Below are 15,032 nucleotides of genomic sequence, written 5' to 3' on the forward strand. Positions count from 1 at the left end.
GGCCAAGCACGGAGGCGGCCCGGACTATCGCGACCTAGACCCACGGCCGGCGAAGGTGCGCCATATCTACATCCCTGACCTGTCGTTGGAGGCGATCGGGGTCACAACGCGGATTTTCGGTGAGAGAACCGGCCGGTCTCTACTAGAGGTAGAAGCAGCCTGCTCACCGCATTATTCGAGTCTCGAATCCCGCCTTAGTGGCGTCTACCAACTGGAGCTGTACCGAATGTCTGACGAGCGTCGAGCTGTGAACATCAAGCGTGACGATCACGCAGTCGCTGGTCGAGAAATCCAGGACTTCATCGCACGCAACCCAAACATCTTCGGGGGCGCCGATATCTTCAACCTGGATTTCGGTACGCCGATCATCCGTGCTGGCATGCTGGCATCTGTACTTACGGGTTTGTTCGACGAAGAGCGCCGACCCGCGGTACGTCGATGGGTTGTGATCGCGCCTCCCGGCACCGACAGGGCGACCACCGTCGAGGCCGCATTGGCCCAATTCCGTGACAGTTTCAACGCGCTGGCAGAACGTGAGCTGCAACCTAAGGAGTTGGAAGCTCTCAGGTCGCGCTTCGATGTCGTTGTCGCAAATGACCGGCGCCATCGGTCCGTGCTCGATCTCATCGACGCACAGCCGGAGAGGACGGCGGTCATCGTCATGGAAGCCGCCAGTTATCGTGATGATCAGGTGGTCCCGTACATCGCACCCGGAGCCGAAAGCCCGCTCCGGGCGGAAGACTTTTGGGCTCCTCAGCTGCACGCGCTAGCCTCCGCTGCGACCAGCCTGGCAGGCGAGAACCGACTCTATGTCGCCCTGGACGCCGATGAGCTCAGCCCTCGCCGTCAGGCCTTGGCCGATCTCCTTCTGACGATCGAAGGCTGCGGCGTGATGGGATCGAGCAGTGACGACGATCCTCAGACCATCTTAGCAACGCACGTCGATCGGTGGGACGCGTGGATCCGTGAGGGACGCCTTGGTCAGGCGCTGCAGGATGTCGACAGGCTGCCGGCGTCTCTGGAGCGGCAGAAGGATTATCTGCGCATTCAGCTGCTGTATCGAGCCGGCCACTTGGAGCGTGCGCTGCAGGCGATTCGCGAGCGACTTGAGGTCGGCTCCGATCTCGACCCCAGCGCACGCGTGAAGCTCGCTCGGGTGGCGGAGGATGCAAACGCGTCACGTTTGGCAGGCCAGCTTCTTGTTCCCATCATCGACGCTCTTGAAAGCCGCGAAGACTTGGAGAGCGCCCTCGCGACGACGAGCGATGCCGGCTTGGATGATCTGGAGGAAAGAACGGCAGCCCGTCTGGAAGCACTCTTTCCGGGAAGTGCCAGTCTCCAGCGTCGACGGCTGAAGCAGCTGGTGCGCAAACGCGACTATGTCGGGGCGGCCAAGGTCGCTCGTGAGGAACTCACCGACGAAAAGGGTGCGGAGTTTTTCGACACGCTCGCGCTACGCCTGTCAGGTCACCCAGTGCCCGACTATCACGCTCTGATTGCCGAGGCTGGTCGCGATGCTGCGATGGCGGAGGCCTACAGGATGGCGAGCGTGAGCGATGCACTCGTGCGAAAGCTTGTGGTGCACGCTTTCGAGCTTGTGAGACCTCTACCGTCCACGCCAGGGCAGGCCCGTCACGGCGAGAGATTGCTCCTCGAGACACTTGAGGCGCTGCTCCTGGTGTCGAGCAAAGACGGCGGTTGGCCTGTCGATCGTGACCGCTTTCAGGCTGCGGTCCTTGATCTTATCGAGAGGCTGGCCTCGAACCCCGACAACCGAGCGCTTCGCGTGGGGCTCGTCCGGCTTTTGCAGCCCGGGGTCGCCGGAACGACGGGTTTGGCCCTCATGGCGGTGCTGGTGCTCCAGCTCGCGTCCCGACCCATTGAGCTGCGCAAAGGTGGGGCTCCTGGTCGAGCCGGTATGGAATGGCTAATGGGGCGCAAGCCGTTTCTAACGGCGGCTTTCAACTGGATGAAGACTGAAGAGCCGCTTGTCATCGGGCGCTCTGTCCTCCCCGTCGAGCTTTTGACGGAGCCGGCCGACGAAGTGGTCTCGGCCGTCGCGAGTTATCTGACATACGCGCCGCCGGGTGCGAGCGACGACACGAGCGCGATGTTGACTTGGCTGGCTTTCGGCGCGTCGGTCGCACCCCATTCCAGCGATCCGGATTACGATCTACGCCTCATCCGCCTCGTCGCCGGCAAGCTCGCGAGCGCAGGGGATGTTCAGCAGGCGCGGGATTTGGCCGAGCAGGCGCTTATGAATGGCGCGGCGACCGCGCGGCGACGACGCCTCGGCTGGTTCGCAATGGCGGATGTCTATGCTCGAACAGGCGACTCCATCGAAGCGCTGTTGGCGATTGCCTGCACGCTCGCAGCTGATACTGGCGGTGACGAGGAGGAAATTTATCAAGAGATTACCGGGGTTGCTCGCCTGTTCCGGAACTGTGGCCTGCACGATCAGGCTCGAACTGCGATCGATAAGGCACGAGACCTGCTCCATCGAATGGATCTGCACGAGCACTATGCGCATCAGCTCGACACCCTGGAACTACAGCTTCGGCAGATGACACTAAAGGCCGCGGGGGACCATGATGCGGCGTTGACGGCGCTGCTGGTTGATGTCGTCGCGAATGGGTGTGATGTGCTGAGATATCACGGCCACACTGCTCCTGCCGGAGCGATGCTCGGGCAGCTGCTCCGAACCGCGCACCTGCTAGGGCTTCCAGTGCCGCCAGACGCCGAAGCGACTTTGAAGGAGTTGCAGAAGCACGCTCGAGGGTCGTTCGGCGAACTGCTGGCCGCGATGTCGGCGGCGAGGCCGGATGCCCAGCAGCTGTTCGCAGTGGTGCGTTCCCTCGGTGCAGCGAGGTACTCCGACGATGTCGGCTTCGACATGCGAAACTTGGCGATTGCGGGCGGCCGCGCGCTTGCTGGAGACGACTTGCTCAAAGACGCCAAAGACACTGCCTTCGTTCTTGACCTGCTGGCAGACCGGGGCGTCGCAGTGCCCGGATGGGATGAGGCGGCTGTTCCGGCACCCGCCCCGGCGTCTATCCGTGAGACGGCGGAGATCGCTCGCGCGGTCTCACGCGCAGGCCTCAACGTGCTTCAGGCCGGGTTCGACGAAGATGGGCATCTGGTCCGGTTGGCCACAATCGCGGGCGAGCTCGGCGAGCCGGTAAGGGAGCCGGCGGACGTTATCCTCAAGGAACGACTGAATCACTGGGCGACCAAGTTCCCTTATGCCTATGGCATCGACGAGGTCTCAGCCAATTTGTTCTATACGACGACAGCGGACCTCCGGCTTTCAGCGCTGCCGGACGGGCCGGTGGTTGTCGCCGCCGACGCGAGCTTCCAGGTGTTCCCTCCGAACCTTCTGTTCGTCGATGGCGAGTTCGCTGGTCGGACCAGGCCGATGGCGGCGACACCGTCCTTGGCGTGGCTCGGGCGGGCCCGCGAGACCGCATTCACAGGTGACGGCCGGTTGTGCGCGTGGATTTCAACCGCGGTTGGTGGCGACAGTCAGACCCTGCCGATGATCGCGGAACGCCTTCAGCCGACCTTCGAGGATCACGGCTTCGCGGTGGACCATGGACCGGTGCTGCCAGGTGCCTTCGCCGGAGCGACGCTAGCCGTGGTCACCGCCCACGGCGGCGTGCATCCCGAGGATCGCTATTTTCAAGTCGTGTCGGACGAAGGCGTTCTTCGCGTCACAGCTGCTGATCTCGCCAATGCGTTACGCAACGTTGGCGTCGTCGTGCTCTTTGTGTGTAGCGGCGGGCGAGCGGATAAGCATCCCTCCGCAAACACCACGCTCGGGCTAGCGAAGCAGATCCTGGACCGGGGGTGCTCAGCGGTGATCGCATCTCCGTGGCCGCTCGATGCTCGAGTGCCCTCGCACTGGCTACCGACGTTTCTGGATCGATGGACGTCAGGTGCAACTCTGATCGAGGCGAACTTTCAAGCGAACAAGGTTGTTGACGGGCGCTTTGCACAAGATCCCGCGCGAGGATTGGCGATGACGGTCTTCGGCAATCCGGAACTGAAGCTGGTGAACGGCCAGCCCGGCACGAATGCGACAGAGCAGAGTTCTTGACGGATGGGGAGTCCGACAAACCTGTTCCGCAAGGCAGGGTGGCTCGAGGGGGTGCTTCGATGGCCGGTAGACAAAATGCTTTTACGGCAGGCGATCCAGGGGAGATCACACCTAGCGTGGCGTCGTCCTGCTATCCCATGTAGCCCGCTTGGCTTTCTTCTTCCTGCCGCAGCGTTTGAAGCGCAACCTTGTTCGACGTTGACTCGAACCTTTCGACGAATGTAGCCCAGTCACTAGACTTCCCACGAGCAGTCGTTCCCGACGTCGACTAGAGGCCACTTTCGGTCATTACCCTTCATCCGCGGCATGTCCGCTTCTGGCTAGATCTGCCCAGTGGCGGACCGACAGCAACCGGCCCAATACAAGTCATTCGCTCGTGCCTTCGCGATGACATTTCTTGACGCCCCCCAATCTTCCAAGCCTGCAACGTTCACTGCATCGCACGGGCGCGTATGTTGGGTATCTTCAATATTCTGGAACGTCACGTCATGCTGCTTCCATCTACTACCAAACAGTGGAGGCTGTGCCCGTGACACCGACGAAGCTCCTTGTCGGCCAGATCGTAGTTGTGTTCGCCATCGTCATCGTTGGCGTATGGGCGGCAACGCAATGGTGCGCCCACATGCTGGACTATCAGCCGCAGCTTGGCGCGCCATGGTTTGCCGCGGCGGCCCGGCCGATCTACAAGCCGTGGAAACTGTTCGAATGGTGGTTTCACTTCGACGCCTATGCGCCTGAGGTCTTCGACAAGGCCGGCATGCTTGCCGGAGCCAGCGGATTCTTGGGGTGTGCGGCCGCAATAGCTGGCTCCCTCTGGCGCGCGCGGCAGAGGGGGTTGGTCACCACCTACGGTTCCTCACGATGGGCCGCGGCTCGGGAAATCGAGAAGGCAGGCCTGTTTGAGCCGGCCGGCGTTTTCCTTGGCAAACTGAAGGACCACTATCTGCGACATGACGGGCCGGAACATGTCATGGCCTTTGCGCCGACACGTTCGGGCAAGGGCGTGGGATTGGTCGTTCCAACGCTTCTTTCCTGGACCGGCTCGGCCGTCATTCACGACATCAAAGGCGAGAACTGGCAGCTGACTTCCGGCTGGCGGTCGAAGTTCTCTTTCTGCCTCCTGTTCAATCCGACCGACTCGAGATCGGCGCGCTATAACCCGCTGCTGGAAGTGCGCAGGGGTTCAGATGAGGTCCGCGACGTTCAGAACATCGCGGACATTCTCGTCGATCCGGAAGGCGCGCTGGAGCGGCGGAATCATTGGGAGAAGACTAGTCATTCACTCTTGGTCGGGGCCATCTTGCACGTGCTCTACGCGGAAGAAGAAAAGACGCTCGCGCGCGTCGCCACTTTCCTGTCGGATCCGCAACGCTCGTTTGCCGCGACACTGCTGCGGATGATGACCACCAACCACCTCGGCACGGCGGACACACCTCGGGTCCATCCCGTCGTGGCCTCGGCGGCTCGCGAGGTGCTGAACAAGTCAGAGAACGAGCGTTCTGGCGTTCTCTCGACCGCAATGTCGTTTCTCGGGCTCTATCGTGATCCGACGGTTGCCTCGGCAACATCGGCCTGCGACTGGCGCATTGCCGACCTCATGGATGCGGAACGACCGATGTCGCTCTATCTAGTGGTGCCGCCATCGGATATTTCGCGCACCAAGCCACTGGTGCGACTGGTGCTCAATCAGATCGGCAGGCGACTGACGGAGCGGCTGGAAGGTGACCCGAAGAAAAGCCGCAAGTACCAACTGCTCATGATGCTGGACGAATTTCCGGCTCTTGGTCGCCTCGACTTCTTCGAGACCGCGCTCGCCTTCATGGCGGGTTACGGCATCCGCGCCTATCTGATCGCGCAATCCTTGAACCAGATCTCCAAAGCCTATGGCGAGAACAACGCCATTCTCGACAATTGCCATGTGCGCATTGCCTTTTCCTCCAACGACGAGCGCACGGCCAAACGCATATCGGATGCGCTCGGTACGGCGACGGAACTCAGGTCCATGCGCAACTACGCCGGCCACCGGCTGGCGCCCTGGCTTTCGCACGTCATGGTCAGTCGCCAGGAGACCGCTCGCCCGCTGCTGACGCCTGGCGAAGTGATGCAGTTGCCGCAAGCTGACGAATTAATCCTTGTTTCCGGGTTGCCGCCGATCCGCGCCCAGAAGTTGCGCTATTACCAGGATCCGAATTTCACCGAACGGGTGCTGCCGGCGCCGGTGTTGCGCGACGGTCTGTACGCGGACTGTCCTGCGTCGCGCCCCGACGATTGGAGCGGACAAGTCCGCAGTGTTGACCGCCGTCTCGCTGCCGATTACGAACACGCCGGCGCGGCAATCGAAGAAGGGAGCGGCGTGCAACAGCAGCGTCATCCCGGCCTGCCTGAAGACCACGTCGTCGTCTCTCGGGAGCCTGATCAGGATGACCTCTTCAATCTGTCGGACGATGACGCCGAGGCACTCGCAGACAAGCGCGTCATGGACCGGGTTTCTACCGCGGCGAGCGCCTACGGCCTCAACGAGGGAAGGGGCGACGACAAGGACATCATCCCCGGCTTCTGAACGCTTTCCGCAACTGAGGCGTATCTCGGCGTAGATAACGCCCATAAGCGATTTTGCGGATATCGGCGATGTTCGTTCGCACCGCCGGCGCATCAGCGCCGGCCAGTCGGAACGAGATGTATGAAGCCCCATCGCATTCGCCACCAGTTTCGGCTCGAACCCGAATTGAGCGAGAAGCTGGAAACCCTCAGCCGCAACCCGTCGACCACGAAATCGGCAATCGTCGCGAAAGCGGTCGAGGCCTTCATCGAACGGCGTGGTGAAAACGAGCTCGACCAGCGCTACGGCAAGCGGCTGGACCGTCTTTCCCGCGATCTCGACCATGTCAGGCGCGACGCCGAAATAACTCTGGAGAGCCTGGCGCTCTTAATCCGCTTTTCAATCACGCTTCATGCGCACACGCCAATTCCGGATCGGGCGACACAGGCGATCGCCCAAGAGCGCTTTGACAAATTCGTCGAGCAGGTCGGTCGCCAGATAGCCTCCGGGAAGCGCTCGCTTGGTTACGGCAATGGCAACGGAGGCGAAGGATGAACTCTCATCCCGCAGCGGACCACCGCCGCCGAGCCATGCTGCGCACAGCCATGGGCGCCGCGATCACCGAGGCCCTTGCCGATCCGACCGTCATCGAGGTGATGGTCAACCCCGACGGCGCGCTGAGGCTCGACCAGTTGGGAGAAGGCCGGGTCGATACAGGCGTGCATATGCATCCTGCCGAGGCGGAACGCATCATCCGGCTCGTCGCCTCCCATGTACGCGCCGAGGCGCATGCAGATAGTCCGATTGTCAGTGCCGAATTGCCATCAGGCGAGCGCTTCGAGGGTCTGCTACCGCCGGTCGTGCTGGCGCCATGCTTCGCCATCCGCAAACCGGCGGCAAAACTCTACACGCTGGCCAACTACGTCGCCGATCGCGTCATGCTCCCGCTGCAGGCTGATGCCCTGAGGAAGGCAGTGCGCGAGCGGCGCAACATCCTGGTCGCCGGCGGCACATCGTCGGGCAAAACGACACTTACCAATGCTCTACTGGCAGAAGTCGCCGAATGCGATGAGCGGGTGATCCTGATTGAGGACACCCGCGAGCTGCAATGCGCGGCCAAGGACTGCGTTGCCATGAGGACGAGGCGGGGCTCCATCACACTCGCCGATCTCGTACGCTCGACCTTACGGCTGAGGCCCGACCGCATCATCGTCGGCGAAGTCAGAGGCGCGGAAGCGCTCGATATGCTGAAGGCATGGAACACCGGACATCCCGGCGGCATTGCCACGGTTCACGCCAATTCGGCACGCTCCGCACTCTATCGTATTGAGCAGCTCGCCCAGGAAGCCGTTGTCACCGTTCCCCGCCGGCTGATCGCCGATGCCGTCGACTTGGTCATCTTTATTGCCGGAAGAGGACCCGCGCGCCGCGTTGACGCGATCGCCGAGGTCACGGGTCTCGACGGCAGCGGCGATTACGCCGTCACCCCGCTCACACTTCCGCAACTCCAGCAGCTCTGAAAGGTCACCTCATGCGCAAGAAGCTTCGCTTTCTTTCGTTCGCCGCCGTCGCGCTTCTTCTCACGGCCCAGGCCCACGCTGCCGGCTCCGGCATGCCGTGGGAACAGCCGCTGCAGCAGATTCTGGAATCGGTGCAGGGGCCGGTCGCCAAGATCCTCGCGGTGATCATCATCATCACCACCGGTCTGACCCTTGCCTTCGGCGACACGGCGGGCGGTTTCCGCCGGCTGATCCAGATCGTCTTCGGCCTGTCGATCGCCTTCGCGGCCTCGAGCTTCTTTCTTTCCTTCTTCTCCTTTGGCGGCGGGGCAGTCGTCTGATGAGCACCGGAGAGCAGCATATCGAAGGCTTCGAGGTTCTGGTCCATCGGGCGCTCACCGAGCCGATCCTGCTCGGCGGCGCGCCGCGGGCGGTGGCGATCCTCAATGGCACGGTGGCCGCGGCCATCGGCCTAGGCCTGCAGCAGTGGATTGCGGGTCTGATCCTCTGGATCGCCGGCCACACGCTCGCGGTCTTTGCCGCACGGCGTGATCCGGATTTTGCCAGCGTGCTTGTCCGTCATCTTCGTCAAAAGGGCTGGCTTGCATGCTGAAGCTTTCCGAATACCGCGGCAAAGCCGACCGGCTTGCCGACCATCTGCCCTGGGCAGCACTCGTCGCGCCCGGCATCGTGCTCAACAAGGATGGCAGCTTCCAACGGACATTGCGGTTTCGTGGCCCCGACCTTGAAAGCGCGACGGAGGCCGAACTCATCGGCATATGCGCGCGGGCAAACAATGCGCTGAGAAGGCTCGGCTCTGGCTGGGCATTATTCTTCGAGGCCGAGCGCATCGAAGCGCTGGGCTATGCGAGCTCGGCCCTTCCCGATGCTGCCTCATGGCTGATCGATGAGGAACGGCGCGCGGCCTTCGAGGGCAAGGTCGCGCATTTCGAGAGCATCTATCATCTGACCTTGGTCTTTATGCCTGGGCCCGATGGCCAAGCGCGCGCGGAAAGTGCTCTCGTCGACTCGCATGACTTGGGAGGGGAAAGAGACTGGCGCCAGGAGCTTGCCCGGTTCCGAGACGAGACTGACCGCGTTCTCGATCTTCTTTCGGGCTTCGTGCCCGAGGTGCGCGCGCTCGACGATGCCGAGAGCCTGACGTACCTGCACGGCACGATCTCGACACGCCGTCATCCGGTTGCCGTGCCGGAAACGCCAATGTATCTCGACGGCGTCCTGGTTGACGCGCCGCTGACCGGCGGCCTAGAGCCGATGCTGGGCGAGCAGCATCTGCGCACGCTCACAGTTCTCGGCTTTCCGAACGTCACCCGGCCAGGAATCCTTGATGCGCTCAATAACCAGGATTTCGCCTATCGCTGGGTGACGCGCTTCATTCCACTCGACAAGGCGGAAGCCACGAAGACGCTGACTCGGCTCCGCCGGCAGTGGTTTGCCAAGCGCAAATCGATCGCGGCTATTCTGCGCGAGGTGGTGACCAACGAACCGGTGCCTCTCGTCGACAGTGACGCCGACAACAAGGCGCTCGATGCCGATGCAGCACTGCAGGCATTGGGCGGCGATCATGTCGGCTTCGGCTATCTCACCACAACGGTGACGGTGTGGGATCAGAACCGTAAAGCCGCCGCGGAAAAGCTTCGCGCCGTCGAGCGGATCGTCAACGGGCTCGGCTTCACCACCATTCGCGAAAGCATCAATGCCGTCGAAGCGTGGCTTGGTTCATTGCCGGGTCATGTCTACGCCAACGTTCGCCAGCCGCTCGTTCACACGCTTAACCTTGCCCATCTCGTGCCGCTGTCGTCCGTGTGGGCAGGTCCAGCGGAGAACGAGCACCTTGCCGAGGTCACCGGCGATTACGCTCCGCCGCTTCTTTTCGCCGAAACCAGCGGCTCGACGCCGTTTCGGCTTTCGACCCATATCGGCGATGTCGGCCACATGCTGATTGTCGGGCCGACCGGTGCCGGCAAGTCGGTTCTGCTTGCCCTGATCGCTTTGCAGTTCCGGCGCTACGCTGGCGCGCAAATCTATGTCTTCGACAAAGGCAATTCGGCCCGCGCCGCCGCGCTTGCCATGGGCGGCGACCACCATGCGTTGGGTGCGAATGGTGCGCTTGGTTTCCAGCCGCTGCGCCACATCGACGACCCGGCCACACAGAGCTGGGCTGCCGAATGGATAGCCGGCCTCATTGCCCACGAGAATGTCACAGTCACCCCGGAGGTGAAGGAGGCAATCTGGTCGGCGCTCACCAGCCTCGCCACCGCGCCGGCGCAGGAACGCACGCTGACTGGCCTGTCGGTCCTGCTTCAGTCCAATGCGCTCAAATCGGCATTGATGCCCTACACGCTCGACGGACCATTCGGCCGCCTGCTCGATGCCGATGACGACCGGCTGGCCATCTCGGATGTGCAGTGTTTCGAGACCCAGGAGCTGATGCACAGCCAAGGCGCTGTGCTGCCTGTGCTCACCTATCTGTTCCATCGTCTTGAGGACCGGTTTGACGGGCGGCCGACGCTGCTCATGCTCGACGAGGCCTGGGTCTATCTCGACAACCCGCTCTTTGCCGCCCGCATCCGCGAATGGCTTAAGGTGCTGCGTAAGAAAAACGTCTCCGTCATCTTCGCGACGCAGTCGCTTGCCGACATCGCCGGCTCTTCTATCGCACCCGCAATCATCGAGAGCTGCCCGCAGCGCATTTTTCTCCCCAATGATCGTGCGGTGGAGCCGCAGGCACGGGCAGCCTATGAGCGCTTCGGTCTTAATGAGCGACAGATCGAATTGGTCGCCCGCGCCACGCCGAAGCGCCACTACTATCTGCAGTCGCGCCGCGGCAATCGCCTCTTCGAGCTCGGGCTAGGCCCGATCGCTCTTGCGCTTTGCGGCGCCTCCGACCCGGCCGCGCAGACCCTGATCGACAATATTCTTTCCGAAGAGGGGCAGGGCAGCTTTGCCGCCCGTTTCTTCAGTGCGCGCGGCCTGGATTGGGCTGCCGAGCTTCTCCAGCAATTTCCTCAACCTAACAAGGAGCAATCGTCATGATCGGACGCCGCCTTTTTACTAGCCTGGTCACCGTTTCCCTGATTGCCAAACCGATGGCTGACTACGTCCAGCCGGCCTATGCGCTCATCGTGTTTGACCCGTCCAACTATACGCAGAATGTGCTGTCGGCAGCACGCGCATTGGAGCAGATCAACAACCAAATCCAGTCGCTTCAGAACCAGGCGACCATGCTGCAGAACATGGCGCGCAACCTTCAGCGCCTGGATTTCTCTTCCGTGGGCCAGCTTACCGGCTCGCTCCAACGGATTGACGGTCTGATGACCCAGGCGAGCGGCCTGAGCTTCGATCTCGACAAGCTGCAGGACCAGTGGCGCCAGCAATATCCGGAAAGCTACGACGCCACCATCAAGGTCAGCGATGTGGCGAGCGCCGCGCGCGAGCGCTGGCAGAGCGCCATGCAGGCGTTCCGCCAGACCATGAGCGCGCAGTCGCAGATCGTCGAGAACGTGCAGGCCGATGGCGACCTGCTTACCGATCTCGTCAATCGCAGTCAGGGCGCGGCAGGTGCCCTCGAGGCAAGCCAGGCTACCAATCAGCTGATCGCGCTTTCGACCAAGCAGCAGATGCAGATCCAGACGCTGCTTGCGACCCAGTTCCGGGCCGAAGCCGAGGATGCGGCGCGCAAGGCGCAGTCTGAGGAAGCCGCTCGCGAGACGACGAAGCGTTTCCTGGGCACCGGCACGGCTTATCCCGGCAACTGAGCGGCAGTTCTTCAAGACAACGAGGAAGGCGGCGACATGAACGACCTCGGAGTCATCGATCGCTTCATGGAGACCTTTACCCGCTACATTGACAGTGGGTTCGGTCTGCTTTCGGGCGACGTCGCCTTTCTCACCACCATTCTGATCGGCATTGACATCACGCTCGCGGGCTTGGTCTGGGCGTTCGGCGGCGAGCCCAACATTCTCGGCCGGCTTGTTCGCAAAGTGCTCTATGTCGGCGCCTTCGCCTTCGTCCTGAACAATTTCAAGAACCTCGCCGACATAATTTACCGCTCCTTTGCCGGTCTCGGCATCAACGCATCGCCCGGCAACCTGTCCGCCGACAGTCTCCTGCGGCCAGGCCGCATTGCCGCGGCCGGCTTCGAGGGCGCCTGGCCGCTCCTCGATCAAGCGAGCCAGCTAGTAGGCTTCCCCGAGATCTTCGGTAACGCGCTCACCATCTTCGTGCTGCTTCTGGCCTGGTTCCTGGTCCTCATCGCCTTCTTCATTCTTTCCATCCAGCTCTTCATCACCATCCTCGAGTTCAAGCTCACCACGCTGGCCGGCTTCGTCCTGGTGCCCTTCGCGCTCTGGAACCGCTCGGCGTTTCTGGCCGAGCGCGTGCTCGGCAATGTGATTTCGTCGGGCATCAAGGTGATGGTGCTTGCCGTCATCGTCGGCATCGGCTCCACGCTCTTTGGCGAGTTCGCTTCCGCCCTGCAGGGCCAGGAGCCGGACCTGGCGGCGGCCATGTCTCAGGTACTGGGTGCGCTGGCGCTGCTTGGGCTCGGCATTTTCGGCCCCGGGATTGCCTCGGGTCTTGTTTCCGGCGCGCCGCAGCTTGGCGCCGGCGCGGCACTTGGAACAACGGCGGCCGCAGCTGGATCAACGCTCGTTGCCGGAGGCGCTGCGTTTGCCGGCGCGCGCATGGCAACAGGCGGCGGCCTCGCCGCAGTCCGTGCCGGCGCCGCCATGGGGTCCGCTGCCACCGTCGCTTGGCAAACGGGGCGCGCGACATCGCCCGAGTCCGGGCTGTCCGGGGTAGCTGCTGGGCTGCATGGGGTTGCGAGTGCCGCTAGCGGCGCCGCGATGCGGGGAATGCGATCCGCAGCAGAACCATTCCGCCGTAGTGCCGACGCCGGTCGCGATGCCGGCTGGACCGCGACCGGCGGCATGCCGACCGCGTCAAAGACAGGAACCTCGCCCGCTGCAGCCTCTGACCCCGCGCCGGTCTGGGCAAGGCGTCTGCGTTCCGAACAGACCGCACGCGCCCATCGCAATGCTGCCACGCAGGCGGTGCGCGATGGAGATCGGGGCGGAAGCGGCGCCAATCCCTCCCTCAATGACAAGGAAGACTAGATGCTCTTCAAGCGACCCGTTCAGCGTTATGGAAAGACGCCCGAACCCGTAACACCCTACCAGAAGGCCAGCCAACTCTGGGATGAGCGCATCGGCACGGCGCGCGTCCAGGCCAAGAACTGGCGCTTCATGGCCTTTGGCTGCCTGGCTCTGACGACGGGGCTTTCCGGTGGGCTTCTGTGGCAGTCGATGCAGGGCCGCGTCGTGCCTTATGTCGTCGAGGTCGACCGCTTTGGCGAGGCGCACGCGGTCGCGCCGGCAGTCCAAAACTACCAGCCCGACGATGCCCAGATCGCCTGGCATCTCAGCCGCTTCATCCAGAATGTCCGTTCGGTTTCCACCGATGCGGTTCTGGTGCGGCAGAATTGGCTGTCGGCCTACGACTTTGCCACCGACCGAGCGGCGCTCTTCCTCAACGAATATGCCAAGGCGAACGACCCTTTCGGCCAAATCGGCACGCGCAGCGTGTCAGTGCAGGTGACCAGCGTGGTCAGGGCTTCCGACAGCTCGTTCCAGGTCAAATGGACCGAGCAGGTGTTCGAGCGCGGCAGCCTCGCCAGCACGACGCGCTGGATCGGGATCCTCACCATCCTCATCCGCCCGCCTAGGACAACCGAGCAGCTGCGCAAGAACCCGCTCGGCGTCTTCATCAACGCCATCGACTGGTCGCGCGAGCTCGACAGCGCCGCGCCAACCCCCGTTTCCCCTAAGGAGCCCGCCAATGACAAATAGAGCCCCATTGCTTCGTGCTGCCTTGATCCTGTCGGCGTCTGCTGCGGTTCTTTCGGCCTGTGCCTCGAAGCCAGTGCCGCCGCCTCAGATTTCCTATGACCACGAGGACTTCAAACCAGCCGCGATCGAGAAGGCGCCGGAGAAGCCGGTCAAGGTCGTGGAAGTGCCGAAACCGTTACCGTTGCCTGGTCAGTTGATGCCCGCACCCGGCAAGCCCGCCCCAGATAAGCGCTCGCCGGAAGAACAGGTCGCCGATGCCAACAAGGCGGCGACGCAACAACCCACCAAGTTTGGCTATGTCAATGCGGTGCAGGTTTACCCCTTTGCCGACGGCGCGCTCTACCAGCTCTACGCCGCGCCGGAGCGCGTCACCGATATCTCATTGCAGCGGGGCGAGAAGCTGACCTCGGTCTCAGCCGGCGATACGGTCCGTTGGGTGATCGGTGACACCGTTAGTGGCTCAGGCGATGACCAGCGCACTCATGTGCTGGTGAAGCCATTCGCGCCGGGGCTTGCCACCAATCTGGTCATCACGACGGACAGGCGATCCTATCACCTGCAGCTTCAAAGCACTGAGAAAACTGCCATGGCGGCGCTCTCCTGGATTTACAGCGAAGACCAACTCGTGGCGCTTCGGCGGCGCAATGCTCAGGCAGAGGCTGAAATGCCCGCGGCCTCGAACGTAGCACTCGAAAACATCCGCTTCCGCTATTCGATCACCGGCGACACGCCGCCGTGGAGACCGACGCGCGCCTTCGATGATGGCAGCAAGGTCTACATAGAGTTCCCGAAGCGCATTGATCAGGGCGAGGCGCCACCGCTCTTCATCGTCGGTGCTGACGGGGACAACCAGCTCGTCAACTATCGGATGCACGGCAACTACTACATCGTCGAGCGCCTCTTTGCCGCGGCTGAACTCCGTCTCGGCGCCAAGCAGCAGCAGGTGGTGCGCATCACCAGGACCGACGGACGGCAACTGCCGCGGCGGATATCGCTCTTTTCGCGTTTTGGCAGGTGAGGGGAGGCTC

Annotated in this window: 11 protein-coding genes; all 11 read left to right on the forward strand. The window is 62.7% G+C overall.

Annotated elements, in window-relative coordinates:
• The first annotated feature begins 226 nt into the window (after positions 1-226).
• The 11 genes from NKJ04_RS15910 (at position 227) to trbG (ending at position 15,022) form a co-directional block, all read left to right on the forward strand.
• Positions 227-4,096: a CHAT domain-containing protein gene (locus NKJ04_RS15910; RefSeq protein WP_352676200.1), complete on the forward strand. Its 3,870-nt coding sequence runs from the start codon at positions 227-229 to the stop codon at positions 4,094-4,096.
• Between the two features lie 529 nt (positions 4,097-4,625).
• Positions 4,626-6,656, forward strand: a complete 2,031-nt coding sequence (locus NKJ04_RS15915) for a conjugal transfer protein TraG (protein ID WP_352676203.1) — start codon at positions 4,626-4,628, stop codon at positions 6,654-6,656.
• A 120-nt stretch (positions 6,657-6,776) separates the two neighbouring features.
• Positions 6,777-7,190 carry a ribbon-helix-helix domain-containing protein gene (locus tag NKJ04_RS15920; RefSeq protein WP_352676206.1) on the forward strand — a complete coding sequence of 138 codons (414 nt, stop codon included), beginning with the start codon at positions 6,777-6,779 and terminating at the stop codon, positions 7,188-7,190.
• On the forward strand, positions 7,187-8,155 hold the full coding sequence (gene trbB / locus NKJ04_RS15925; protein WP_023776463.1) for a P-type conjugative transfer ATPase TrbB: 969 nt from the start codon (positions 7,187-7,189) through the stop codon (positions 8,153-8,155). Before NKJ04_RS15920 ends, trbB begins: the two co-directional genes overlap by 4 nt.
• An 11-nt stretch (positions 8,156-8,166) precedes the next feature.
• The gene (locus tag NKJ04_RS15930; RefSeq protein ID WP_023669260.1) at positions 8,167-8,475 is read left to right on the forward strand and encodes a TrbC/VirB2 family type IV secretion system protein; all 309 of its coding nucleotides are present in this window, start codon (positions 8,167-8,169) and stop codon (positions 8,473-8,475) included.
• Complete coding sequence (locus NKJ04_RS15935; protein ID WP_023689361.1) at positions 8,475-8,747, forward strand: VirB3 family type IV secretion system protein; 273 nt, start codon at positions 8,475-8,477, stop codon at positions 8,745-8,747. Before NKJ04_RS15930 ends, NKJ04_RS15935 begins: the two co-directional genes overlap by 1 nt.
• Complete coding sequence (trbE, locus tag NKJ04_RS15940; RefSeq protein WP_352676209.1) at positions 8,741-11,191, forward strand: conjugal transfer protein TrbE; 2,451 nt, start codon at positions 8,741-8,743, stop codon at positions 11,189-11,191. Before NKJ04_RS15935 ends, trbE begins: the two co-directional genes overlap by 7 nt.
• Positions 11,188-11,913: a P-type conjugative transfer protein TrbJ gene (gene trbJ / locus NKJ04_RS15945; RefSeq protein WP_023669263.1), complete on the forward strand. Its 726-nt coding sequence runs from the start codon at positions 11,188-11,190 to the stop codon at positions 11,911-11,913. Before trbE ends, trbJ begins: the two co-directional genes overlap by 4 nt.
• 36 nt (positions 11,914-11,949) lie before the next feature.
• Entirely contained in the window at positions 11,950-13,272 is a 1,323-nt protein-coding gene (gene trbL / locus NKJ04_RS15950) for a P-type conjugative transfer protein TrbL (RefSeq protein ID WP_352676212.1), read from the forward strand.
• Entirely contained in the window at positions 13,273-14,004 is a 732-nt protein-coding gene (gene trbF, locus NKJ04_RS15955) for a conjugal transfer protein TrbF (protein WP_023724108.1), read from the forward strand. It abuts the gene before it with no gap.
• Entirely contained in the window at positions 13,994-15,022 is a 1,029-nt protein-coding gene (gene trbG / locus NKJ04_RS15960) for a P-type conjugative transfer protein TrbG (protein WP_023724107.1), read from the forward strand. Before trbF ends, trbG begins: the two co-directional genes overlap by 11 nt.
• Positions 15,023-15,032 lie beyond the last annotated feature (10 nt).

This window comes from Mesorhizobium sp. M0618 (assembly GCF_040320765.1).
GTDB lineage: Bacteria > Pseudomonadota > Alphaproteobacteria > Rhizobiales > Rhizobiaceae > Mesorhizobium.